General features: G+C 75.3%; 17 protein-coding genes. 5 read left to right on the top strand and 12 right to left on the bottom strand.

What is annotated here, in order from left to right; translation table 11 throughout:
* On the top strand, window positions 1-138 hold a 138-nt coding region (locus tag K7854_RS29495), incomplete at its 5' end, for a GTP cyclohydrolase, FolE2/MptA family (RefSeq protein ID WP_264087895.1).
* Between the two features lie 549 nt (window positions 139-687).
* On the opposite strand, the gene K7854_RS29490 is transcribed toward K7854_RS29495, so the two are convergent.
* The 8 genes from K7854_RS29490 to K7854_RS29455 form a co-directional block, all read right to left on the bottom strand.
* Window positions 688-2919 carry an MMPL family transporter gene (locus K7854_RS29490; RefSeq protein ID WP_226029608.1) on the bottom strand — a complete coding sequence of 744 codons (2232 nt, stop codon included), beginning with the start codon at window positions 2917-2919 and terminating at the stop codon, window positions 688-690.
* 154 nt (window positions 2920-3073) lie between these two features.
* A complete protein-coding gene (locus tag K7854_RS29485) occupies window positions 3074-3220 on the bottom strand; it encodes a hypothetical protein (protein WP_226029607.1) in 147 nt (48 codons plus the stop codon).
* A gap of 116 nt (window positions 3221-3336) precedes the next feature.
* Complete coding sequence (locus K7854_RS29480; protein ID WP_226029606.1) at window positions 3337-4761, bottom strand: sensor histidine kinase; 1425 nt, start codon at window positions 4759-4761, stop codon at window positions 3337-3339.
* Window positions 4762-4793: 32 nt separating this feature from the next.
* Window positions 4794-5858: a rod shape-determining protein gene (locus K7854_RS29475; RefSeq protein WP_226029605.1), complete on the bottom strand. Its 1065-nt coding sequence runs from the start codon at window positions 5856-5858 to the stop codon at window positions 4794-4796.
* A 139-nt stretch (window positions 5859-5997) separates the two neighbouring features.
* A complete protein-coding gene (locus K7854_RS29470; RefSeq protein ID WP_226029604.1) occupies window positions 5998-10050 on the bottom strand; it encodes an SAV_2336 N-terminal domain-related protein in 4053 nt (1350 codons plus the stop codon).
* Complete coding sequence (locus tag K7854_RS29465; RefSeq protein WP_226029603.1) at window positions 10050-11087, bottom strand: AAA family ATPase; 1038 nt, start codon at window positions 11085-11087, stop codon at window positions 10050-10052. The genes K7854_RS29470 and K7854_RS29465 overlap by 1 nt, the downstream gene beginning before the upstream one ends.
* A 72-nt stretch (window positions 11088-11159) precedes the next feature.
* Window positions 11160-12815 carry a VMAP-C domain-containing protein gene (locus K7854_RS29460; RefSeq protein WP_226029602.1) on the bottom strand — a complete coding sequence of 552 codons (1656 nt, stop codon included), beginning with the start codon at window positions 12813-12815 and terminating at the stop codon, window positions 11160-11162.
* Entirely contained in the window at window positions 12812-13273 is a 462-nt protein-coding gene (locus tag K7854_RS29455) for a CU044_2847 family protein (RefSeq protein WP_226029601.1), read from the bottom strand. The genes K7854_RS29460 and K7854_RS29455 overlap by 4 nt, the downstream gene beginning before the upstream one ends.
* A gap of 178 nt (window positions 13274-13451) precedes the next feature.
* Between K7854_RS29455 and K7854_RS29450 the strand changes: the two genes are divergently transcribed.
* Entirely contained in the window at window positions 13452-17120 is a 3669-nt protein-coding gene (locus K7854_RS29450; protein WP_226029600.1) for a S8 family serine peptidase, read from the top strand.
* Between the two features lie 269 nt (window positions 17121-17389).
* Here K7854_RS29450 and K7854_RS29445 read toward each other — a convergent pair whose 3' ends face one another.
* From K7854_RS29445 to K7854_RS29435, 3 genes are all read right to left on the bottom strand, one after another.
* Window positions 17390-18766, bottom strand: a complete 1377-nt coding sequence (locus K7854_RS29445) for a carboxyl transferase domain-containing protein (protein WP_226029599.1) — start codon at window positions 18764-18766, stop codon at window positions 17390-17392.
* Entirely contained in the window at window positions 18759-20216 is a 1458-nt protein-coding gene (locus tag K7854_RS29440; RefSeq protein WP_226029598.1) for an acyl-CoA synthetase, read from the bottom strand. The genes K7854_RS29445 and K7854_RS29440 overlap by 8 nt, the downstream gene beginning before the upstream one ends.
* A 117-nt stretch (window positions 20217-20333) precedes the next feature.
* Window positions 20334-21737 carry an SLC13 family permease gene (locus K7854_RS29435; RefSeq protein WP_226029597.1) on the bottom strand — a complete coding sequence of 468 codons (1404 nt, stop codon included), beginning with the start codon at window positions 21735-21737 and terminating at the stop codon, window positions 20334-20336.
* A gap of 227 nt (window positions 21738-21964) precedes the next feature.
* On the opposite strand from K7854_RS29435, the gene K7854_RS29430 reads away from it, so the two are divergent.
* Window positions 21965-22672 (top strand): FadR/GntR family transcriptional regulator, encoded by a 708-nt coding sequence (locus K7854_RS29430; protein ID WP_226029596.1) that lies wholly within the window; start codon window positions 21965-21967, stop codon window positions 22670-22672.
* A 21-nt stretch (window positions 22673-22693) separates the two neighbouring features.
* On the opposite strand, the gene K7854_RS29425 is transcribed toward K7854_RS29430, so the two are convergent.
* Window positions 22694-23296 carry a hypothetical protein gene (locus K7854_RS29425; RefSeq protein ID WP_226029595.1) on the bottom strand — a complete coding sequence of 201 codons (603 nt, stop codon included), beginning with the start codon at window positions 23294-23296 and terminating at the stop codon, window positions 22694-22696.
* A gap of 124 nt (window positions 23297-23420) precedes the next feature.
* Between K7854_RS29425 and K7854_RS29420 the strand changes: the two genes are divergently transcribed.
* Together K7854_RS29420 and K7854_RS29415 are read left to right on the top strand one after the other, a co-directional pair.
* Window positions 23421-24194: an IclR family transcriptional regulator gene (locus tag K7854_RS29420; protein ID WP_226029594.1), complete on the top strand. Its 774-nt coding sequence runs from the start codon at window positions 23421-23423 to the stop codon at window positions 24192-24194.
* The gene (locus K7854_RS29415) at window positions 24191-25051 is read left to right on the top strand and encodes an SMP-30/gluconolactonase/LRE family protein (protein WP_226029593.1); all 861 of its coding nucleotides are present in this window, start codon (window positions 24191-24193) and stop codon (window positions 25049-25051) included. Before K7854_RS29420 ends, K7854_RS29415 begins: the two co-directional genes overlap by 4 nt.
* Window positions 25052-25061 lie beyond the last annotated feature (10 nt).

Below are 25061 nucleotides of genomic sequence, written 5' to 3'. Positions count from 1 at the left end.
GACCACCCTGTATTCGTGGAGGATATGGCGCGGGAGGTCAGCCACGTCTGCCGCGAGCGGGGTCTTCGTCACTCGGTGAAGGTCCGCAACCTAGAAAGCATCCATAGCCACGACGCCATCGCATACGTCGCTGGCTGAGCCCCGCACCCGATCCAGGGGCATGCCGTACGGTCTACTCCGGTCGGCTTCCCTCGACGGAACCGTGAGTAATAATGTGGCTGACCTGCACCTTCGCGTGCTGGCCGCAAGGGTAAGTCCAGTCAACGGTCCGTGTTGAAACAGGGCGGTGCCCCGGCAGATCCAGGATGAGGGGTGCCGTCCCCGTGCGCCTCGTCTGGGAAGGCTCTCGGGGGACTGCCAGGGGACACGCAGGGGACGGAAGGACCCGGAAAGATCAGGAAGGTCGGCGCAGAGCCCGAACGGCAAAACGCCTCTGACCTGCGGTTATAGGAAAGACGGGGTAAGAGCCGGGACGGATCGGAAGATCAGAAAGGACTCATTTCCGTCGGCCGTGGGTTCGAGTCCCACCCGCCCCACTCGTGCGCCTCGCCGCAGGAACGTTCTCACCTGCGCCGGGGTCTGAAACCTCGTCGGGCCGGGCATCCTCCGGCCGTCGCAGCGGCCGTGCCCGCCTCCGGGGGACGGAGACGGGCACGGGGTTCCTCGGCGGCGGGGTGTCCCGCGTGGTCAGACTGCCGTCGGGTCCTTCTCGTGGGTCCGCTCCGGTGCCGGGGCCGGCTCGTGGCCGCCCTCGCTGAGGCCGAAGCGGTCGTGCGCCCGGCGCAGGAACGGCGGGGCGTACCAGGCCGAACGGCCGAGCAGGCGCATCGCGGCGGGCACCAGCACGCCCCGGACGGCGACGGCGTCGATCAGGATGGCCAGTCCGCTGCCCAGGCCGAACATCTGCATGTAGCTGATGCCGGCCGTGCCGAAGGCGAAGAAGCTCACCGCCAGCAGGCAGGCCGCCGCGCTGACGATGCGTCCCGTGTGGCCGAGGCCGTCGACCACCGCGCTCTCGTGGTCCGCGCCCCGGTCGTGCAGCTCCTTGATCCGGCTGGTGACGAACACCTCGTAGTCCATCGAGAGGCCGAAGGCGATGCAGAACATCAGCAGCGTCATCGACACCTCCATCGGCTGCGGCGTGAAGCCGAACAGGTCCGAGAAGTGGCCGTCCTGGAACATCCAGGTCATGACGCCGAGGGCCGCGCCCAGGCTGGCGACGTTGAGCACCAGTGCCCGCAGCGGCTGGACCACGCTGCCGGTGAACAGGAACAGCAGGACGAAGGTGGTGAGCGCGATCAGGCCGCCGGCGAGCGGGACCAGGCCGGTGATGGAGTCCTTGGAGTCGACCAGCGCGGCGTCCCGCCCGCCCACCAGGGGGTCGGTCCCTTCGGGCGCCGCGACCGCCCGTACGTCCTCGACCAGGTCCTGGGCCGCGTCGGACATCGGGGCCAGGTCGCTCACCACGTTGATCCGCTGCGCCTCGGGGCGGCCCAGCACGGCGTTGCGCGGACCGGGCGCGGTGGCCTGCCCGTCGGTGTAGGTCCCGGTGGACGCCTCGACACGGACGACGCCGTCGAGCCGCGACAGCTCGCCCGCGTACGAGCCCAGCGGTGCCGTGCCCACCGACTCGTCCATGACCACGTGGATCGCCGCCGCGTCGCTGCCGTTGAAGTTCTCCGCCAGCTGGGCCGAGACCCGGCGGCTGCCCGCGTCCTCGGGCAGCGAGCGCTCGTCCGCGATGCCGATGGAGATGCCCAGCAGCGGACTCGCCGCCAGCAGCAGCACCGCGAGCACCGGCAGCGCGGTGAGAGCGGGCCGGCGCATGGCGGTGCGGGCCAGCCGTCCCCAGAAGGGCACCCGGGAGCCGTCCCGCCGCTCGGCCTTGCCCGCCCACGGCAGCCTGCCCTTGTTGACCCGGTGCCCCAGGACGTGGAGCAGGGCCGGCATCACGAACAGGGTGCTGACGGCGGCGATGGCGACCACGCCGACGCCGGCGTACCCGAACGAGCGCAGGAAGTACTGCGGGAAGACCAGGAGCGCCGCGAGCGCGACCGCCACCGTGGCGGCGGAGAAGGCGACGGTACGGCCCGCGGTGTGCACGGTGTGCCGGACGGCGTCGTCCACGCTCGCGCCCTTCGCGAGCTGTTCGCGGAACCGGCTGACCATCAGCAGCGCGTAGTCGATGCCGAGGCCGAGCCCCAGGGCGGTGGTCAGGTTGGTGGCGGTCACGGAGATGCTGGTGACGCTGCCGAGGAGGAAGAGTTCCGCGAACGTGCCCGCGATCGCGATGAGTCCGACGGCCAGCGGCAGCAGGGCCGAGACCACGCTGCCGAAGACGAACAGGAGCAGCAGCAGGGTCAGGGGCAGGGCGATGGTCTCGGCGAGGACGAGGTCCTCGGAGGAGTAGGTCCCCATGTCGTCGCCCACGGCCGCGCTGCCGCCGGCCTCGACGGTGAGCCCGCCGTCCTCGGTGCCGGCGTACTCGTCGATGATCTCCGCGGCGTTCTCCCGCTCCTTGGTGTCACCGCCCTTCACATGGGCGAGCACCATCGCCTGACTGCCGTCCGCGGAACGGAGGTCCGGGTTGCCCGTGTCCCAGTACGAGATCACGTTGGCGACCGTCTCCTCCTTCTTGAGGCCGGCCGTCAGCGCCTCGCCCTGCTGCCTGGCCTCCGCGCCGTCGACGCCGCCCTCGGGGGCACGGACCAGCAGGACCAGGTTCGACTCCCCGCCGAACTTCTCGGTGATGACCGCCTTGGCCCTGCTGGACTGCGAGGACGGGTCGTCGAAGCCACCGGGCAGGAGCTTGCCGAACGCGCCGGCGCCCAGGACTCCCATGAGGACCACGGTCACGGCTGCGACGACGAGTACCAGCCGGGACCGGCGGATCGCCAGTTCGGCCATGCGTTCAAACACGCACTGTCTCCTTGCGTTCTCACGGCGTGCACCCATGGCCCGCGCTGGTGTGGGGATGCGGCGGAGCCGCTGCCCCGTCGCCGGCCATGACGCTATCCACGCGGCAAGCAGCTTTGGCAGTGCGAGATTTTCCTGACACCGTCAGGGAGACGTGTCACCGGGCTCCCGGCTCCTCCTCGGTGCTCTCGACTTCGTCCTCGCGTTCGCCCTCCGCCTGGGAGGGAGTGGTGTGGGGCACGTCCGGCGTGTCCGGTTCGTCGTCGCGTTCGCCCTCGGCCTGGGACGGGGTCGGCTCGCTCATCGTGGTACCTCCTCCTGCCGGGCGGTCCCCGGCCGGGTACCCCGCCTGCGAGGCCGGCACCACCCGACCGGGCCGCCTGCCCGGCCCCGTCCGGCCCCGTCCGGCTCTGTCCGGCCTCAGAGCGGCGCCCACCACGTGACCGTCGTCCCCCGCGTCCCGTCCTCGCCCTCGCCGTCGTCGAAGACGCTCAGCCGCACCCCTCCCCGGCCCTGCGGCAGGGGGGCGGGCGTCTCCACGGTGACCTCGACGCGGGATACGCCCGGGCGGGCGGCCGCGTCGGCCAGGGCGTCGCGGAGGGCGGTCACGAGGCGGTCGGCGACCCGGTCGGGCACCCGGGTGTCCACGGCGCCGCGGAAATGCGTGGACGGTGTGACGCCGAGCCGGGCGGCGGCGGACGCGGTCTCGCGCAGCACCCGGCCGCGCAGTCCGGTCGGCGGGTCCGCCGGGGGCTGCTGGAGCGCGAAGATGGTGGTGCGGACCTCACCGACCGTCGAGCGCAGCTCGTCCACCGCACGGCCGAGGATGTCGCGGACGTCCTCGGCACCCGGGCGGCGCCGCGTGGACTCCAGCATCATGCCGGTGGCGAACAGCCGCTGCACCACCAGGTCGTGCAGGTCGCGTGCGATGCGGTCGCGGTCCTCGTAGACCGCCAGCCGCTCCCGGCCGCGCCGGGCGTCGGCCAGCACGAGGGCGAGCGCCGCCTGCGAGGCGAACTGCGTCGCGAGCAGCCGTTCCAGCTCCGTGTACGGGCGCCCGCCGCGCCGGCGGGGCAGGGCGAGGGTGCCGATGAGCCGGCCGTCGGCCTGCAGGGGCAGCATCATGCTGGGCCCGAACCGGTGCCGTACGTGGGTCGTCATACGGGGATCGGTCGCCGAGTCCTCGATGAACACCGGCTCGCCGCCCAGGAGCTGTTCCAGCACGGGACTGCCCGGCGCGATGGTCGCGCCGACCATGCCGTCCGGGTCGTCCGGCGAGGAGGCCGTCACGATCTCCATGCCGCCCTCGGCGGTCGGGTGCAGGATGACGCCCGCGGAGGCGCCGGCGAGCAGCCGGGCCCGTTCGGCCACCGTGGTCAGCGCGTCGTCGGCGCCCTCCTCGGTGAGCAGCGCGGTGGTGACGGCCGCCGCGCCCTCGATCCAGCGCTCGCGCTGCCGGGCCGTCTCGTACAGCCGGGCGTTGCCGATCGAGACACCGGCCTGCGTGGCCAGGACCCGCAGCAGCTGCTCGTCCTCGACGGTGAACGGTGCCGCCCCGGGCCGTCCGGCCAGCCGCAGCTCGCCGAACTCCTCGTCCCGCACCTGGACGGGCACCCGCAGCACGGGCCCCGTCCCCGGCACCGGACCGGGGCCCGGGGTGCGGATCCCGGCCAGGCCGCCCTCGCCGGGGTCCGTGACGACCAGGGCCGCGCCCGCGGCGCCGGTCAGTTCGGCGGCGCCGTCCACGATGCGCTGCAGGACACCGCGCAGATCCAGGCCGGTGCCGACGCCCAGGAGGGCTTCGAGGAGCCGGGTCAGCCGGGGCGGCGCGGGCTGCCCGGTCATGCGCCCGGCCTCCTCGGGACCCCGGTGGCCGATCAGTCGGAGTCGGCGGTCGTCGGGTGCAGGACCAGCGGCTCGACCCGGCCCTCCAGCATGCTGCCGAGGCCCTGGACCGCGCACACGTCCGGCCGTTCCGCGATGTGCACCGGCATGCCGGTGGCCTGACGCAGCATCTGGTCGAAGCCGGGCAGCAGCGCGCTCCCGCCGACCATCATGATCCCGCGGTCGGCGAGGTCCGCGACCAGGTCGGGCGGGCAGTCCCGCAGCACCTTGCCGATGCCGTCGAGCACCGCAGTCAGCGGCGTCTGGATGGCGTTGCGCACCGTGGCGGTGTCGACCCGCACACTGCGGGCCAGACCGGTCGCCACGTCCCGGCCGTGGATCTCGGTGGACGCCGGTCCCTGCGGGGTCAGCCCGTTGCCGGACAGGGCGAGCTGCAGCGGGCGCACCGACTGGCTGGGCAGCACCAGCTCGTGCTGGTGGCGCAGCAGCTGCACGATCGCGTGGTCCACGGCCTCGCCGCCCACCGGGATGCGCTCGGCGGTCACGATCGAACCGAGCGAGAGCACCGCGACCTGCGTGGCGTGCGCCCCGCACACCATGATCATGGTCGCCTCGGGCTGCTCCACGGGCAGTCCGCAGCCGACCGCCGCCGCGATGAGCGTGTCGACCAGTTCCACCCGGCGCGCCCCGAGCCCGACCAGCGTCTCGATCGCCGCGCGCTGGGACAGCGGGTCCGCGTCGTGCGGGGTGCAGACGGCGGCCCGCAGCCGGGGCTTGCGGCGCAGGGCGCGCCGGATCCGGTCGCCGAGCAGGTGGCGCAGCATGCGCTGGGCCATCTCGATGTCGACCACCGTGCCGCCGGAGACGGGCCGCACGACGCGGATGTAGCCGGGGGTGCGGCCGGTCATCTTCTCCGCGAACTCGCCGACCGCGATGAGGGCGCCCGTGCGGGTGTTGACCGCCGCGGCGGACGGCTGGTCGACGACGAGCCCGGCACCCTTCACATAGACGCGGGTCCGCGCCGCGCCCAGGTCGACGGCGAAGTGGCAGCGGCGCAGCGCCTCCAGACTGGCGGTATTGGCAGTACTGGCGGTCATGGCGAATCCTCCCGAGAGCGCGGACCGTGCGGGGCCGCCCGGTGGACGGCCTCCAGGCTCCGATCGTGCGCGGCGGCGCGGGCGGGCGCCCGCTGGAGGGGGCCGGGCGGGGGGCCGCTGAACGGGGGGCGCGCAGCGTTCAGCGGTTCCCGGCGGCCGTGCGCGCCGCCGCGGGCCCGGCGCTCCCGACCAGGTGGTACCAGCCGGTGTCGCCGGGCAGCGACCGGAAGAGGTCCGGCGGGAAGGCGGGACCGTCCTGACCCTCCTCGCGCACCTCGTCGTAGTAGAGGGAGTCGGAGAGGGCGACCACCGCACGCGCGGGGGAGGCGTCCAGGACCGCGCCGACCGCCCCGGCGTCGGCGCGGCCCAGCGACTGCTCCCCGGTCCCGTCCAGCCGGAACTCCACCTGCCAGAACTCCACCCGCAGCCGCGGGCCGCCCAGGCGGGGCAGCAGCCCGGGCAGACCGGCCACGGTCGCCCTCAGCAGCGGCGCGGCCTCCGCACGCGGCGCCAACAGCACCAGCAGGCCGCCGCGGTCGTCCAGGAGTTCGTACGAGGCGCCGTCCATGCCGCTGTCCGCCAGCAGGTCCGCGACCACGCCGTGCAGGGCCGCGCGGGCGTCGGGGGCCACCGGGTGGGCCGGGGGCCCGGTCCGCGGGCCGTCGGCGTAGGCGTAGCGGGCGCAGCAGCGGAAGTCGGTGTCGAGGCCGAGGTCCGGCTGCTGCGGATCCGGTTCCTCCGCCTCGGCCCATGCCGGTTCCTCGTCCGGTTCCAGTTCCGGTTCCGGTTCCAGCCCCTCGTCCCGCATCGCCTCGCGCAGCGCGGCCCGGTCCGCCTCCCGTTCCTCCCGTTCCTCGCGCGCGGCCCGGTCCGCCGGGGACCGTGCCGTGTCGTGCCCCGCGTCGTCGTCGAGCAGGGGCGTCCAGAGGTCGTCCTCGGTCGGGAAGGGGCCCTCCGGCAGCTCGTCCGGGGCGGACACGACGGACTCGGTGCCGTCCGGGTCGTGCGGGCGCTGCCCGTACTCCGACCACGGCGCCTCGTCCGCCGGCGCGGCGTGCTCCTCGCGCAGCTCCCGGCCCAGTGCCGTCAGGGCCGGGCTGCGTCCGCCGGACAGCTCGTACTCCTCGTACACCTCCAGCGCCTCCTCGCCCCGGCCCTGGCGGCGCAGCGCGATCAGGTACAGGCGGCGGAAGTCCTCTCGGTGCGGGTGGGCCCGCAGCAGGCCGGCCAGGTCGGTCGAGGCCCGGTCGTACTCGCCGAGGGCCAGGTCCAGCTCGGCGCGCCTGGTGTGCAGGGCGAGCCGCAGCCGCAGCAGGCGGGTGCGGGCGGTGCGGGCGGCGGGGCCGGGCACGTCCGCCAGGGGCCCGGCGTCGCCCCACAGCGCCAGCGCCTCGGTGACCAGACCGTGGGCCTCGGTGAGCGCGTCCCGCAGCCCGGCCGCCTCGGCACGCCGCACCAGCTCGTCGCAGCGCACCAGGTCCAGGTCGTCGGCGCTGGTGTGCAGGCCGTAGCCGTGGGCGGACTTCGCGAGAACGCCCGGGCCCAGGACGTCCGCCAGCCGCGCCGCCAGCCGGGTCACCTCGGCCCGCGGGTTGCGGGGCTCGTCGCCCGGGTCCCACAGCCCCCACCGCAGCTCCTCGTGCGTCACCGTGCGGCCGTGCTTGAGCAGCAGCATCGCCAGCAGCGCGTGCACCTCGGGTGCGGGGCGGGACGAGCCGTCCGGGACGTCGACCCGCAGCGGACCCAGGGCGCGGTAGCGGCGCGGCGCGTACGCCTCCTTCGCCCGGGTGAGCAGCTGCGGGTCGGCGAGCAGTTCCAGACCGCGGGCCTGGGTCGCCGACGAGGGCGACATCAGCTGGTCGAAGGCGTGCGCGTAGTGGATGCGCAGGGATCGGGGCAGCCGGTCCAGGCGGCGGGAGTCGACCGGGACGGCCGGCTGCGGGGCCCCCGACGTCAGCCGCAGCAGGAGGTCGCACAGGGCGCGCAGGTCCGCGGAGCGTCCCGCCGGGCCCGCGGCCCGCCCCGGTTCGAAGAGGCTGAGCCGGACCGTGCCGTCCGGCAGCAGCACCACCCGGGACGCCTTGAGGCCGCCGTGCGCCACACCCGCCCGGTGCAGGGCGGTGAGCGCCCGGGCCAGCTGCGCCCCCACCGACACCGTCAGCGGCACCGGCAGCCGCGGGTCGTCGGACCGGGTGAGGGCGCTCAGCGCTATGCCGTCGAGGTGCTCCATGACCACGTACGGGACGTCGTCCTCGACACCGGCGTCGAGGACGGTCACCAGGTTCGGGTGGGACAGCCGCGTCAGCCGCCGCGCGTCCCGCAGGAAGGCGCGGTGCGAGGCCGGGTCGGAGTCCGTGCGGTGCAGCCGGATCGCCACCGTCCGGTTGGCCGCCGTCGGGCCGGGCGCCGCCTGCTGCGGACCGGTGTCCTCGGCCAGCCAGATCCTCCCGCTCGGGGTGAGCCGGCGCGTGGGCCGGTAGCGGGCGCCGAGGGCGGCCGGGAACGGCGACCGCGCGGGGGGCCGCTCCCGCACCGTCAGCTGCCGCGCGCTCTCCTCGCTGATCGCCGCGAACGACTCGCTCCCGTCGGCCCGCTCGGTACCCTCCCGGGACGGCACCAGCGCCCGGAACTCCCCGGGCGAGCGCCCCGCCCGTTCGTCGATCAGGCCGCCGGTGCGCAGCAGCAGCTCGTGGGTGCGGTTGCGGGCGGTGCGCGGCAGCCCGCGCAGGAGCAGCTCGCGCACGCCGGGGCGGAAGGCGTAGGAGCCGGGCGGTCCGGGGACCGCGGTGAGCAGTCCGCCGAGGATGACCTCGGCCAGGTGCTGGGGCCGCGGGTCCGGCTCGACCGCGGCCTGCACCAGCCGCATCACCGGCAGGTCGGGGCGGCCCAGCGCGAGGTGCCCGGCCAGCCGGTAGGCCTGCGGGGAGGCGCCGGCGCGAAAACGCAGGACGACCTCCTCGGCCGACAGCCCCGCGAGGTCCGTCCGGTCGTCGGCGTCGGCCGGCAGCGGGCGGTGCAGCGCGGCGGCCGCGCCCGGGTACGGGGTGCCGCCCGGACTCGCCACCAGCGCGGCCCAGTTCGCCAGCCACTCGGGGCCCGGCTCCAGCACGGGGACGTACGGAGCGCCCTCGGGGGCCCGGGGCGCGGCCTCGTCGTACGGGGTGAAGGCGAGCGAGGCGCTGGGCGCGGCCCGGTGCGGGGCCAGGAGCCGGCCCGGGACCGGCGGCAGGGCGGTGTCCCGCCACAACTGCTCGGGCAGCGGCTGGAGAACGGCCAGCGGAGTGCGGCGCGCCCAGCCGCGCAGGGTGCCGAACCACCGGGTGCCGGCCGGGCCCTCGCGCCACTGCGGGCCCATGCAGTCGCTGATCAGCAGCATGACCGTACGGCCGTCGGCGGGGATCTGGGCACCGTCCCCGCGGACGGTGCCGTCGGCCTCCGCGCGGTGCAGGGTGACGGTGCGGAAGACGCCCGACTGGGCGAGCGCGGTGTGCAGTTCGCGGACGAGGGGCTGCCAGACGGGCATCGTGGGGCCCGCGTCGTGCACCAGGTGCAGACGCAGCCACCGCTCCCGTACCGGGCGCAGTACGGGCAGCCACCACTCGGGCGCGGCGCCGAGGCGCGCGATGCGGTCGGCGGTCGCGGACTCGTCCACCTCGTGGCCGACGGGCGCGTCGCTGCGGCGCTTGAGCGGGCGCAGGGCGCGTTGCAGCGCCAGCGTGTGGCGCAGCATCGGCGGTGCGGGCGCGAGCAGGGCGCTGTGCGGCTGGGCCGCCGAGGTGCCGGGCGCGGGGGCCGGGGACGGCAGCCGCAGCGGAGTGCGCGGGGCTCCGGGCGGGGGCGCGGTGCCCGCCGCCCGGTCGTCCCGGGTCCGGCGCCCGTGCCGGTCCTGCCCCCTTCCGCCGGCCCGGTCCCGCTCCCGTTCCCCGGCCCGGTCCCCCTCTCCCTCCCCGTCTTGGTCCCGGTGCCGGTCCGGGGCGTCCGCGGTGGCCGGGGGCGGGTCCGCGGGCCGGGTCCCGGACGCGGGGGCGTCCGCCGGGTCCGGTGCCGCGGGCTCCATGTGCCCGGCCAGCCAGAGGAGTTCGGCCAGCTCCAGCGGGGTCGGGCGGGCACCGGTGCCCGCCCCCCGGCCGAGGACGTCGGCGAGGCGGGGCAGGGGCGGCGGGTCCGGTGCGCCGGGCCGGTCGGTGGGCATCAGAAGGCGTCGGGCCGCGCGGACCGGCCGAGGTACGGCATCAGCCGCTCGGCCAGCTCGTCCAGGGAGTCGGCGCCAAGACCGGAGGAACGGGCCAGGTAGATGGCGTTGAGCAGCTGGTCCGTGGCCAGTTCGCCGCTGCCCACCCGGGACAGGAACCGGTGGATCAGCTGTCGCGCGTACGCGTCGGGCTCGCCCAGGTGGGCCCGGACGATCTCGGCGAGGTGGTCGTCGTCGGGCTGCCGCAGCCGCAGCGAGACGCAGCGGCGCAGGAAGGCGGGCGGGAACTCGCGCTCGCCGTTGCTGGTGAGCACGACGAACGGGAAGGCCTTGCAGCGGACCCGGCCGCGCGCCACCGGTACCCGCAGGTCGGCGCCGTCGATCAGGACCTCGGCATGACCGCCCGGGGTGTCCCGGGAGGCCCGGACGAGTTCGGGGATCTCGTACTGGCCCTCCTCCAGGACGTGCAGCAGGTCGTTGGGCAGGTCCAGGTCGCTCTTGTCGATCTCGTCGACGAGCAGGGCGCGCGGCCGTGCGTAGGGCAGCAGGGCGGTGCCGAGCGGGCCCAGGCGCAGATGGTCCTCGACACCCGTGGCGGGGGCGTGGGCGGGGGAGTCGGCGTCGGACGGCTGTGCGGGCCGGCGTGCCGCGTACAGGCGGGAGAGCGGGTCGTAGGTGTAGAGGCCGTCGCCCAGCGTGCTGCGGCTGGTGATGTTCCACCTGAGCACCGGGCCGAGCCGCAGCTCACGGGCGACCGCGTAGGCGAGGGACGACTTGCCGGTGCCGGGCGGCCCGGTGACCAGCAGCGGGCGCCGCAGGTACAGGGCCGCGTTGACCAGTTGCACCGTGTCCTCGGTGGCCTGGTAGGTCGCGGCCCGGTGGGCGCGGTCGGGCGAGGCGGCCGCCGGGTCGCCGTCCGCGTCGGGCGGATCGAGCACGGGGCCGCCGTCGAAGTCCCGCCAGGGCGGGGGCGGCGGCAGCCGGGTGATGCCGTCGTGCGGGTCAGGCGCGCCGGTGTAGACGGGCCACAGGGGCATGGGTTCTTCTCTCCGGGCGGTCGGTCGGCGGTCGGTACGGCGGTGGACATGGCGGTGAGTACGTCGGCCGGGTCAGCCGACCGGGGAGTGGAGCAGGGCGGGCGGCTCGGCGAAGCAGCGGGGGTCGTCCCACAGCAGCTGGACGTCGCGCGCCCAGTGCTCGTCCGGGGTGTCCGAGGCGTCCGCGGTCTCGCGCAGCTCCATGACCAGCCGGGGGAGTTCGGCCGGCGGCACGCCCGTCACGGACGCCGCCAGCTCGTCGAGGAACGCGGTGCCGGCGCAGCGGCCGTCGGGCCCCGCGTCGCCGGGGCAGTCCCGGCGCGACCAGAGCAGCACGGGGACCGGGAGGTTGAGGCCGACCTCGAAGTACTCCGGCGCCGCCGAGGGCGGGGTGGCGAAACCGGCCAGCTCCGCCTCGTCCCGCAGGCGTTTGCGCAGTCCGGCCGGCCGCTCCCGGGTGTCGCAGTCCACGCGGTGCAGCGTGCCGCCCGGGCGGGCCCCGAGCCGGTGCCACTTCTTGCGCAGCTGGTGGCGGAGGCGGCCGCTGCGGTGGCGGTACCGGTCGGTCACCACCAGCGGGTAGGCGCAGCCCAGCGGCGTGGAGTCGTCCGCCCCGCACTCCCAGTGCGCCACCGGTTCGTTCAGCCACTCGCGCGGGAGCACGAAGGCGAGCAGTTCGTCGGCGCCGGGATCGAGCTGGGTGAACGCCTCGTCGATGCGTTCCTGGACGTAGGCGCGCACCGCGCCGCGGGCCAGCCGGCGCGAGCCCACCGGGCGGCGCTGCCCGTCCCGGTAGGCGGACACCTCGACGGTGACCTGGTCGGCACCGGCGCCGCTGCGGTCCATCTCCACGACGATGGGCGACCAGGTCGCGGGGCGCGGCGGCGGGGCGTGCAGCAGCTCGGCCAGCCGGTCGGCGAACCGGGCCACCGCCGCCGGGTCCGGCACCTCCCACTGCACATAGGCGGCGGCCTGGCGCAGGGAGGCGAAACCGCCTTCCGGCAGCGGTGGGTCGAAGGCGTCCATGGCGGAGACGTACAGCCGGTTGGGGTCGCAGTCCGGGCCGTTCTGCTCCGCCCGGCGCACCAGCGCGTACAGCCGTCTGCGGGCGTCCGCCCGGTGGCCGGGGGTGGGCACCAGCTCGCCCAGCTCCGGCCAGTAGCGCGCCATCACCTCGAGCGGCAGCATCCGGCCGACGCGCACGTCCCGGGCCCCGGCGACGGCGGAGACCATGCCGACGACCGTGCCGTCGGCCAGCGTCAGCGCCGCGCCGCTGAACCCGGCGGCCAGCGGCTGCCCGTGCGCCGTGAGCGCCTCCAACTGCACCCACTCGTCGGAGATGAGCGGTCCCGGCAGGGCGCGGTAGGAGGCGAGCATGCCCTCGTCGTACCCCTTGGGGAAGCCGTAGGCGATCAGCTCGGGGACGGGCGCGGTCCGTTCGGTGCCGGGCGGGGCGAAGACGGCCGGGGCGAGCGGCACCTCCCGGTCCAGCTCCAGCACGGCCAGGTCGCCGAGGTCGGCGGCGCCGTCCCGCCAGCCGCCGTGCACGGCGACCGTGCCGGACAGCTCGCCCAGCCCGCGGCGGCCCGGGAAGGTCACCGTGACCGGTGCCCGGTCGGCCCACCTCACGACATGGGCGCAGGTGAGCAACCGGCGGGCGGAGACCAGGAATCCGGCGCCGACCTCCTTGCCGCACTCGACGCGGGCGTGCCACGCGGCACCGCTCATGACAGCGCGGCGGCGTCCGGGGTCTCGGGACGCGCCGGGGCGGGACCGGATTCGGGGCGGCTGCCGGAGGGCCGCGGCTCCGGGAGGGCCGGGGAGGGCTCCGGCGACCAGCTCAGCCGCACCACCAGATGGCCCTCCGCCGAGCCCTTCGCGATGACCGCGCCGGCCTCCGCGGTCAGCTTGACGCCGAACTCCAGCTCCACCGCGTCGGGTCTGAGCGAGCCGTCCCGGAAGACCCGCAGCGCGGATGCGGCCGCCGCCCGCACCCCGTCCAGGGAGTCCTCGAAGGTGCGGGCCGCGCGGGCCGGGCCGTCGCCGCGCGAGACCAGCCGCGCGCCGTCCTCGTCCTCGACGCCCTCGACGGTCACCCGCACGCCGTCCTCGGTCCTGAACTCGACCAACCCGTCCATGACGCCGCTCGCTCCCCGTGTGCCGTACGTGTCCGTGCGCAGCACCATTGTGACGGACGGTACTCGGCCGTGTCCCGTCCCGGCCCGCCCGGCCGTTCGGCCGCTGGCGGAAACCCGCCAAGGCGACTAACCGCCGCCTCCGGTCAACTCCCTTGCCCCACGGGCCCCCTGAGACTGCTCACAGCACTCGTCACAGCACTCTACGACGACACGAAGAGAGACGTGGATGAGCACAGGACCAGTCAGACGTGGGGCGACCCTCCTGTCGGCGGGGCTCGTGATCGCGCTGCTGCCGGCCGGGACGGCGGCGGCGCAGGACCCGCCCCCCGACCCGGCGCAGGCCCGAACGGCGGCCGCCCGCACGGCCCAAGCGGCCGGCGCGTCCCGCACCGTCACCCTCGTCACCGGCGACCGGGTGACCGTCGCCGACCTCGGCGGCGGCCGGAAGACCGTCACGGTCGAGCGGCCCGAGGGCGCCACCGGGGCCGTGCGCACCAGCAGCTCGGGCGGCCGGACCACCGTCGTACCGGACGAGGCGCTGCCGTACCTGCGCGACGGGAGCCTCGACCCGCGGCTGTTCGACGTCGGTGAGCTGCTGGAGCAGGGGCTCGCCGACAGCGAGAGGGGCGAGCTGCCGCTGATCGTGACCTACGACGAGAAGGCGCGGGCCGCCGCCACCCCGCGGGGCGCCGAGCGGACCCGGTCGCTGCCCAGCGTGCGCGGGGCCGCCGTCGAGGCCGACAAGGGGCGGGAATTCTGGCGGGAATTCACCCGTGGCGGCGCCGGTGTCGACGGGGTGTGGCTCGACGGGCGGGTCACCGCGGCCATGGCCGAGTCCAACACGCAGATCGGCACGCCCGAGGCCTGGGAGGCCGGGCTGACCGGCAAGGGCGTCACCGTGGCCGTGCTGGACAGCGGAGTGGACGCCGGGCACCCCGACCTCGCGGGGCGGATCGCGCAGAGCAAGAGCTTCATCCCGGGCGAGGAGGTCGCCGACCGGCACGGTCACGGCACCCACGTCACCTCCACCGTGGGCGGCAGCGGCGCGGCCTCCGACGGCAAGGAGAAGGGCGTCGCGCCCGGCGCCACGCTCGCGGTCGGCAAGGTCCTCGACGACGGGGGCTCCGGCAGCGAGTCGGAGATCATCGCGGGCATGGAGTGGGCCGCCCGGGACGTGGACGCCGACATCGTCTCCATGAGCCTCGGCTCCACCGAACCCAGCGACGGCACCGACCCGATGGCCGAGGCCGTCAACACCCTGTCCCGCGAGACCGGCGCCCTGTTCGTGATCGCGGCCGGGAACACCGGCGCCCCGTCCTCCATAGGCTCGCCCGGCGCGGCCGACGCCGCCCTCACGGTGGGCGCCGTCGACTCCGCCGACCAGGCCGCCTGGTTCACCAGCGCCGGACCCCGGTACGGGGACAACGCCCTCAAGCCCGACCTGTCGGCCCCGGGCGTCGGCATCCTCGCCGCCCGCTCCCGGCTCGCCGAGGGCAGCGGCGACTACACCAGCATGGACGGCACGTCGATGGCGACGCCGCACATCGCCGGGGTGGCCGCCCTGCTCGCCGAGAAGCACCCCGACTGGAGCGGCGCGCGGCTCAAGGACGCGCTGATGTCCACCTCGAAGGAACTGGACGCCCCCGTCCATCAGTTGGGCGCCGGCCGGGTCAGCGTGCCCGGCGCGGTCGACGCCGACGTCACCGCCACCGGCAGCGCCGACCTGGGCTTCTACTCCTGGCCGTACGCCGCCGACGAGCCCGTCACCAGGACGGTCACGTACACCAACGACTCCGACGCGCCCGTCGAGCTGAAGCTGTCGGTGCGCGGCGCCCCCGAGGGCGTCGCCACCCTCGCCGACTCCACCCTCACCGTGCCCGCGCACGGCACCGCCGCCACCACCGTCACCGGCGACGGGTCCAAGGCGCCGGTCGGCACCACGAGCGGTCAGATCGTGGCGGCCGACGCGAGCGGGAAGACCCTCGCGCACACCGCGTTCGGGCTGGTCAAGGAGGACGAGCGGTACACGCTCACCGTCCACGTCAAGGACCGCTCCGGCGCCGCGGCCCCGGCCGACCTGACCGTCCAGCAGCTCACCGAGGGCGTCGACCCCTTCCCGGCGCACGTCGGCGACTCGGGCACCCTGGAGCTGCGGCTCCCGCGCGGGACGTACAGCCTGTCGTCCTTCCTCGACGTGCGCGGCAGCCACGGCGCCGACTCCCTCGGCCTCGGCTTCCTCGCCGCGCCGGAGGTCGTCGTCGACCGGGACCGCGAGATCACCCTGGACGGCCGGAAGCTGCGTGAGATCAGCGCCGACGTCGGCAAGCGCACCGAGACCCGGCAACTGCTCATGGAGTACGACCGCAGCGCGAACGGCTCCGACCTGTTCGGCGCCGTCCAGGTGCCGCTGACGTACGACAGCGTCTTCGCCGCGCCCACCGAGAAGGTCACCCGGGGCGGCTTCGAGTACCGCACCGTGTGGCGGCTCGGCAAGCCGCTCCTGGAGGTCAAGGGGATCGGCGAGGCGGCCGTCCAGTCCGGCGGCACCTTGACCGAGGGCCGCACCCGGCTGCCCCTGGTCGACGTCGGGGACGCCGGCGCCGGGCCCTTCCCGGACGGCGTACGGGGCAAGGCGGTCCTGGCCCGGCTCACCGAGGGGACCGAACCGGCCGCGCTCGCCCAGGCGGCGCAGGACGCGGGCGTGAAGGCGCTGTTCGTCACCGACGACGCCCCCGGACGGCTGATGGCCTGGTGGGGCACCGACGACAACGCCGACCGGCCGCTGCAGATCGCCACCGTCTCCGCGGCCGACGCCCAGCGGCTCCGGCGGTCCGGACGGGTCGACATGACCGGCACCCGCAACACGCCCTACGTGTACGACCTGTCCGAGGGACACCCCGGCGCCGTGCCCGACCGCGACCTCACCTTCGAGCCCCGGCACCGCGACCTCGCCGAGGTGCGGGCCGAGTACCACGGCGACGAGCCGTCCAGCGGCGGCGAGTTCCGGTACTCGATCACCGACACCTTCCCGATCGGCCTCGGCTTCCGGGAGCGGATCGACTACCCCGCCGAACGCACCGAGTACGTGTCCACCGGTCCCGGCCAGTTGTGGCACGAGACGGTGACGAGCGCGGGCGAGGCGCTGGAGGAGCGTGGCGGAGTGGTCGCCTACCGGGGCGGCTCGCGCACCGAGCTGAACTGGTTCAAGCCGGTGTGGCACCCCTACCTCGGCACCGGGCTCGGCTGGGGACAGCAGCGCGCCGGGAACCGGCTCCAGTTCAACGCGCCCGGCTGGGGCGACTCCGGGCCCGACCACACCGGCTTCGGCGACGTGTGGACCGAGGGCAGCGGCATGTCGCAGACCACGTCGGTGTACCTGGACGGCGAACTGGTCGACCAGGGGCCGAGTTCCGCCGCGTACGTGTGGGACGCCCCGGCCGACGAGCACACCTACAAGCTCGTCACCGACACCGCGCTGGACGCGGCACGCTGGCCGACGGCGACGAAGGGCCACGCGGAGTGGACCTTCCGGTCGGCCGCGACGCCGGACGACCGGTGGACCTTCCTGCCGCTGATCAACCTCTCCTTCGACGTCGGCACCGACCTCGCGGGGAAGGTGCGGGGCGGCAAGAAGCTGCGGGTCGGGCTCGGCGCCGAGCACGTGGCGGGCGCCCCGGACACCGGCGAGATCGGCGGCGGCAAGCTGGAGGTCTCCTACGACGACGGGAAGACCTGGCGGCAGGTCGGGCTGCGCGGCGGTGACGGGAAGGCGTCCTGGCACGGGACGCTGAGCGTGCCGCGGGACGCTCAGCACGTCTCGCTGCGGGCCTCGGCGCGCGACGACCGGGGCGGCTCGGTCACCCAGGAGATCGTGCGGGCGGTGGCCGTGCGGTAGGCCCCCGCCGCTCGCCGCACGCGGACGGCGCCGCCTCCCTGGGACGGGGAGGCGGCGCCGTCGGTTTCTCGGACCGTCAGACCAGCCAGCCGACGAAGTGGACGAGGCCGGCGAGGATGTCGGTGAGAAGGTTCATGATCGTGCAGCTCCTTGCGCTGTTCAGGTGCGGGCCTCTGGGACCGAGACCCGCGGGACTACTCGGGACATGTGCGTCGACTACGGTCTGCAGCCCGTCGCTCGCACTCCGTAAGTATCGTTGGTCCCTGCAGTCACATGCGCCCTTCAGAGCGACGATCACCTGTTCCAGGGAACAACTGCTCGCTTGTTCGGATCACGCCAAGCTGGGCCAAGTCCTGCGGGCGCAGCCGCAGTTGACCGGCCGTCGCCTCCGCCTCCTGGGGCGGGCGCTTGAGGATCGCCGCCGCGTGCTCCGGCGCGATGACGGAGAAGTAGCTGTCCGGGGTCGCCCAGGTGCTGCCGGGCGCCGCCAGGGCCAGCGCCCCGCCCGAGCCGCCCTCGCCGATCACCAGCGTGGTGACCGGCGTGCGCACCGAGGCCACGGCGCCGAACAGGTCCGCGATCGCCGGACCCACCCCCGCCCGCTCCGCCGCCGCGTCGTTGGCCGCGCCCGGCGTGTCCACCAGCGTCAGCACCGGGATGCCGAGCCGGTCCGCGAGGCGGATCAGCCGGGTCGCGGTGCGGTATCCGGCGGGCCGGGTCGCCGCGCCCGTCTGGGCGGCGTAGGCGACCGTCCGCCCCGCGTGCGTGCCGAAGCCGCACAGCATGCCCTCGACGTCCCGGCCGCCGCAGCGGTCGCCGGACAGGGCGACGCGCTCGGTGAAGTAGGCGTCCAGATACGCACCGGCACGCGGGCGTCCCGGGTCGCGGGCCCGCCGTACCGCCTCCCAGCCGCCGGCCGGCAGGTCCCGCGCGCCCAGCGGCTCCGGCACCGGCGCCGGGTCCCCGGACGGCGCCGTCAGCAGCCGCAGCCACCGGCCCAGCGTCGCGCGCAGCTCCCCGGGCGGCACGACCGCGTCCGCGCTGCCCGCCGCCAGCTGCGCCTCGGCCGTGTACGCCGCCGGGTCGGCGTCCGGCGGCCGGACCCGCGAGCCCGCGAAGCCGACCTGGGCGCCGGGCAGGGCGAGCACCACGTCGGCGCCCGCGCCCAGCGTCGCCCAGCCGCCGCCGGTCGCCGGGTCCCGCACCACCGCGACCTGGGCGAGACCGGCCGCCCGGGTGAGCGCCGACTGCCGGGCCACCCGCTGCAGCTGGGTCAGCGCGAGCATCCCCTCCTGCATCCGGCTGCCGCCGGTGGCGACCAACGGCACCACCGGCAAGCGGTGTTCGCGGGCGTACGCGTACGCGGCCGCCAGACGGTCGCCGGTGCGGTGGCCCAGCGAGCCGCCCAGGTAGCCGAACTCGAAGGCGATGAGCACGGCCCGGGTGCCCTCGACGCGGCCGGTGCCGCAGACGACGGACTCCGTCTCGCCGGTGCGTTCGGCGGCGCGGGCCCGCGAGGCGTCGTAGCCGGGCCAGCCGAGGGGTCCGTCGGGCCGCCACGGGCCGTCCCGGTGGGGCAGTTCGGTGAAGGTGGAGTCGTCGGCGACCAGGGCGAGGAACTCCCGCGCCGACAGCCGCTCAGGCACGGTCCAGCGCCCGCTTCATGATCTTCCCCATGTCGTTGCGGGGCAGCCGGTCGAGGTAGCGGACGGCGCGGGGCCGCTTGTGCGGGGCGAGCCGGTCCGCGACATGGTCGGCCAGCGCGGCGAGGGCGGGCGGCGCGGCGGGGTCGGCCGGCACGATCCAGGCCACGATCCGCTCCCCGAGGTCGGGGTCGGGCTCCCCGGTGACCGCGGCCTCCCGCACCTGCGGGTGTTCGAGCAGCGCGTTCTCGATCTCCCCGGCCCCGATCTTGTAACCCCCGCTCTTGATCAGATCGGTGGCCTTGCGGCCCACGATGCGGACGTAGCCGTCGGGGTCGCGCACCGCCATGTCGCCGGTGCGGAAGAAGCCGTCCGCGGTGAAGGCGGCGGCGGTGGCGTCGGGGCGGTTGAGGTACTCGGTGAACAGGTTCGGGCCGCGCACCTGGATCTCGCCGACGCTCTCCCCGTCCAGCGCCGCGATCGGGGTGCCGTCCTCCTCCACCAGCCGCAGCTCCACGCCGGGCAGCGGCACGCCCACCGTCCCGGCGCGCGGCTCGCCGTCGGCGCGCACGCTGGTGTTCATCAGCGTCTCCGTCATGCCGTACCGCTCGATCACCCGGCGGCCGGTGGCCGCGGCGATCCGCTCGTGGTCGTGCACCGGCAGCGCGGCCGACCCCGACACCAGCAGCCGGGCCCCGGCGAGCGCCTTCGCCAGCTCCGGGTCGCCGGGGAGCGCCTCGGCGATCCGGTGGTACATCGTCGGCACGCCGAACAGCATGGTCGCGCCGTCGTTCAGCTCCCGCGCCGCGCCCTCGGTGGAGAACCTGCCCAGGTGCCGCACGGACCCGCCCCGGCGCAGCGGGCCGAGGATGCCGAGGACCAGCCCGTGCACGTGGAACAGCGGCAGCCCCTGCACCAGCACGTCGTCGCCGGTCCACTGCCAGGCGTCGGCGAGCGCGTCCAGGGTCGTGGCGAGCGCCCGCCGGGGGATCACGGCGCCCTTGGGCGGCCCGGTGGTGCCGGAGGTGTAGACGACGAGCGCGGGGTCGCCGTCGGCGGCGCGGTCCTCGGGCACGCCCGCGCGGGCCGTCACGTCGACGTCGACGCGCTCCAGGGCGCCCAGGGCGGCGGGGAGTTCGGCGCCCGGGGGCGCCAGGACGAGGGAGGGCGCGCTGTCGGTGAGGATGTGCGCGAGTTCCTTGTCGCCGGACTTCGGGTTGAGCGGCACGGCCGCGACCCCGGCCAGCAGGGCCGCCACCACGGCGACGGCGGTCTCCAGCGCCGGGGTGGCCCAGACCGCGACCCGGCCGGCGCCGCCGACCCTCCCGGCCGTGGCGCCCGCCGCGGCGGCGAGTTCCGCGTACGTCAGGGAGCGCTCGCCGAACCGCAGGGCGGGCCGGTCGGCCGGAGCGCCGGCCGGGGCCGGGGAGAGGGCCGGGAAGAGAGAGGACACGCGAAGTACTCCTTAGCTGTTGCCCGAGAGCTGTTGTCCGAGAGGCGTTGCCTCAGGTGTGTTGCTCGAGAGCTGTCGTTCAAGGCTGCCGGATCGCGCCGGATCCGCGAGACGGACCTACCCGAATCCGGGCACCACCAGCACCAGCCAGGCCAGCGCCGGCACGGCCGCCACCACGATCCCGCCGTAGACCATCAGCTGCCGGAAGAAGCGGTCCCGGTCCACGTCCGGGGCCGCGGCCAGCACCAGCGCGCCGTTGGTCGAGAACGGGCTGACGTCCACCACCGTCGCCGACACCGCGAGCGCCGCCACCATGCCGACCGCCCCGATCTCGCCCTGCGCGAGGAAGGGCACCGCCAGCGGGATCAGCGCGCCCATGATGCCCACGGAGGAGGCGAAGGCCGACACGATCGCGCCGATGTAGCAGAGCAGTACCGCGGCCAGCAGCGGGACGCCGATGCCGCCGACGCCCTCACCGGCCCAGGTGATGGTGCCCATCTCCTCCAGTACGCCGACGTAGGTGAGGACACCGCAGATCAGCAGCACCGTGGACCAGGCGATCTCGCCGACCGCACGGCGGCTGTCGTCCGGCCAGGCGGTGCTCAGCACGACGGCCAGGGTGACCGCGGTCAGTCCCGCGTCCAGGTCGAAGCCGAGGACGGCCACGACCAGGGCGACCAGAGCGGTGAGGGTGGCGATGCGGGCGGGGTCGAGGCGGAGGCCGGTGCCTTCGGTGCCGCCGGTGTCCTGGCCGGGGCGGACCGCCACGGCGGCGGGGGCGGTGCCGCCGCCGGCCGGGCCCGTGCCCGTACCGGTGCCGGCGCCCGTACCGGTGCCGGCGGCGGGGCCCGTGCCGGCGCGTTCCGTGCCCTCGCCGGGGGTGGTGCCGTCCTCCTCCGGGGCCACCGCCCCGCGCGCCCACAGCTTCCGCCCGCCGAGCACCGCGAACAGCACGGCCGCGATGAGGAGGTTGGCGACCAGCGAGGCCAGGAACAGGCCGACCTCGCTGCCGGGGAGCTTCTCCCGCTCCACGATGCCGTTGACGATCGAGCCGTAGATGCTGATCGGCGAGAACCCGCCGGCCTGCGCGCCGTGCACCACCATCGTGCCCATGAGCAGCGGGCTGATCGAGTACCGGGTGGCGAAGCTCAGGGCGATCGGCGCGACGATCGCGACCGCGGCCGGACTGACCGCGCCGATCGCGGTGAGCGCACCGGTGAGCGCGAACATCACCCACGGGATCAGCGCGACCCGGCCCCGCACCAGCCGGACGGCCGCGTGCACCAGCCAGTCGGTGGTGCCGTTGGCCCGGGCGATGGCGAACAGGTAGGTGACGCCGACGAGGACGACGAACAGGTCGCCGGGGAAGCCGGCGAAGATGCCGTCCGCGTCGAGGTCGGCGACGAGCGTGCCCACCCCGAACGCGGCGGCGAAGGCGAGCGCGCCCATGTTGACGGAGCGGGTGGTGGCGATGACGAAGACCACGACGAGGACGAGGATCGAGATGAGTTCGGGGGACATGCGGGGGCTCCCGAGTGATGACCTGACTGCTGCTGACCTGGCTGCTGCTGATCCGACTTCCGGGCGGAATGGCTGAGTGGCTGAGCCACTTTGACGGTGCGGCTGGCTGGTCAGCGTGGGCCCGGCCCGGGGCCCCGTCAAGGGGTCGCGCAATAATTGGCTCAGCCACTCGGCCACCGGGCCGCCGTCGGCCCCGGTGCTACGCTCCCGGCGGGAGGGGGGACCCCATGACCGACGCCCTGCGGCCCATGACCAGGCAGCGCCTGTACGAACAGGTGCTGGAGCGGCTGCGCCAGTACGTCACCGACGGCGGCCTGCGGGCCGGCGACCGGCTCCCGCCCGAGCGGGACCTCGCCCAGCGCCTCGGCGTCAGCCGCGCCTCGGTGAAGCAGGCCATCGTGGTCCTGGAGGTCCAGGGCCTGGTGGAGGCGCGGCACGGCGGCGGGACCTATCTGGTCCGGGACAGCCTCGACGTCGAACCCGTCGAGCGGATGGTCGAACGGCGCCGACGCCTCCCGGACGTCCTGGAGGCCCGCGAGGCCCTGGAGACCAAGCTCGCCGAACTGGCCGCCGAGCGCCGCACCGAGGACGACCTCGCCGCGATGCGCTCCGCGCTGGCCGTGATGGCCGAGGAGATCGACGCGGGCGGGCACGGCGTCGAGGGGGACCGGCTGTTCCACGCGGCGGTGACGGCGGCGGCGCACAGCGGCCTGCTCGCCGAGTTCATGCGTTCCATCGCCCAGCAGATCGCCGAGAGCCGCACCGAGTCCCTGCGCCAGCCCGGCCGCCCCGGCCGCTCCCTGGCCCAGCACCGGGCGATCCTGGACGCCGTGGCCGCCCGGCAGCCCCGGCAGGCCGCCGCCGCGATGCGCCGCCACGTCCGCACGGTCGCCAAGGTCCGCCTGCTGGACTGGGACCCGGAGGACGAACGCTGACCGTCCCGCGCGGGACTCGCCTCACCCGCCGGTCGCGGTGCGCTGCAGCAGCCCCCATGTGAACTCCGCGACCACCTCGTGCCGTACGCCGTCCCGGTCCGGGGCGGCGAAGGCCAGCCCCCACCGGGTCGGCGCCGAGCCCTGGAGCGGCCGGGCGGGGGCGAAGGCGCGGGCCGCCTCGTCCACCGTGCACGACCAGGGCGTCAGATCGTCCAGGGTGCGCAGCTCGGGCCCGCTGGCGCCGGGGGCGCGCACCAGCCACTCGTTCCAGACGACGCCCCGGTCCGCGACCAGCACCTCGAAGCGCAGGTCCGGCCACAGGGGCAGCGCCCACTGCCGGGCCTCGCACTCCAGATCGCCGATCCGGCGCGGCGCCACCGACTCCGGCTCGCCCAGCACGGAGCGGTACCGCGAGGCGGCCGGGCGGGACCGGGGGGAGTGCAGCATCGCCTGCCAGCGCCGGTTGGCCTCGCGCATGTCCGCGGCCGAGGCGCCCAGTTCGCGGCGGGCGTCCTCGACCCGGCCGGGGTTGTGGTCGGCCATGCGGCGCAGCAGGACGAGCTGGAAGTCGCGCGCGGTGAACGGGCCTGCGGGCTGCTTTCCGGTCGGCATGGCCACCATCATCGGGGACGACGAGGAGCAGGGGCGAGGGCTCGCCCATTGCCCGGGCAAACGCGATATGAGTAGCCTGTGTTCGTCATTCCGATCGTCTGTTGAAATCTCGAACACACTAGGGAGGGGGCTGGACATGGGACGTCTCGTGCCGGCCGTGACCCGGGCTCTCGACATACTGGAGCTCTTCCTCGACGGGGACGGCACGCTCTCCGCCCCCGACATCGTGCGCAGGCTCCAGCTGCCGCGCACCACCGTGCACGAGCTGGTCACCACGCTCGCCGCCCGCAAGTACATCGTCCCCGTGCCCGGGCAGTCCGGACGGTACCGGCTCGGCGTGCGTCCGTACCAGCTCGGCGCCCGCTACGCCGAGCAGCTCGACCTCGCCGCCGAGGGCCAGCAGGTGGCCCGGAGCGTCGCCGAGACCTGCGACGAGACGGTGCACGTGGCGATCCTGGAGGACACCGACGTCATCTACATCGCCAAGGTCGACTCCACGCACGCGGTGCGCATGGTCTCCGCGGCCGGACGCCGGCTGCCCGCGCACTGCACGTCCGTCGGCAAGATGCTGCTGGCCTCGCTGCCCGAGCCGGAGGTCGCCGCGCGCTTCCCGGACGGCGCCGAGCTGACCGCGATGACGCCGAACAGCATCACCGACCCGGCCGCGCTGCGTGAGGCGCTGGCCGCGATCCGGGAGCGCGGCACCGCCGTGGAGAGCCGGGAGTCCAACCCGGACGTGTCCTGCGTCGCCGCCCCGGTGCGCGACCGCACCGGCCGCGTCGTCGCCGCGCTGTCGATCTCGGTGCCCATGATCCGCTGGAGCGAGGAACGCCGCGCCGAACTGGAGCAGCTGGCCGTCAAGGGCGCCGCCGACCTCTCCGAGCGGCTCGGCCACAGGAGTGCGGCATGACGGCGACCGGCACGGCCTTCGAGGTGGCCGTCCACGCGGAGGCGACCCTCGGCGAGGGCCCCACCTGGGACCCGGCGACCGGCCGCCTGCTGTGGCTGGACATCCTCAACTCCCGCGTCCACACCTACGACCCGGCCACCGGCCGGCGCACCCTGCGCCGCACCGAGCAGCACGTGGGCGCCGCCAAGCCCCGCGCGGGCGGCGGCCTGGTCCTCAACCTGCGGGACGGGATCGGCCTGCTCGACCCCGACGACACCTTCCGCTGGCTGCACCGCGAGCCCGTCCCCGGCCGCCGCGGCAACGACGCCGCCGTCGCCCCCGACGGCAGCCTGTGGGCGGGCACCATGCGCTACGACGAGGCGCCAGGCGGGGGCACCCTGACCCGGTTCACCGGCGACGGCACCGCCGAGACCGTCCTCGACGACGTGACGGTGAGCAACGGCACCGGCTGGAGCCCCGACGGCACGCTGATGTACTACGCCGACACCCCGACCCGCCGCATCGACGTCTTCGACGTCACCGCGGACGGCCGGGTGGCGGGCCGCCGCCCGCTGGCCGTGATCGAGGACGGCGCGGGCTTCCCCGACGGCCTGTGCGTCGACGCCGACGGCTGCGTGTGGACCGCCCTGTGGGACGGCGGCGCGGTACGCCGCTACACCCCGGCCGGCGACCTGGACCGGGTGATCCCCCTCCCCGTCCCCCGCGTCACGGCCTGTGCCTTCGGCGGCCCGGACCTCACCGACCTGTACGTCACCACGGCCCGCGTCGGCCTGCCGGACCCGCACCCCCTGGCGGGCTCGCTGCTGGTGGTGCCGGGGGCGGGGCGGGGGGTGGCGCAGCCGGCGTTCGCGGGGTGAGGAGCCCGGC

This window comes from Streptomyces hyderabadensis (genome assembly GCF_020404845.1).
GTDB classification, from domain to species: domain Bacteria; phylum Actinomycetota; class Actinomycetes; order Streptomycetales; family Streptomycetaceae; genus Streptomyces; species Streptomyces hyderabadensis.
Note: the sequence above shows the minus strand (reverse complement) of the source record. Positions and strands in the feature narration are given on the sequence as shown.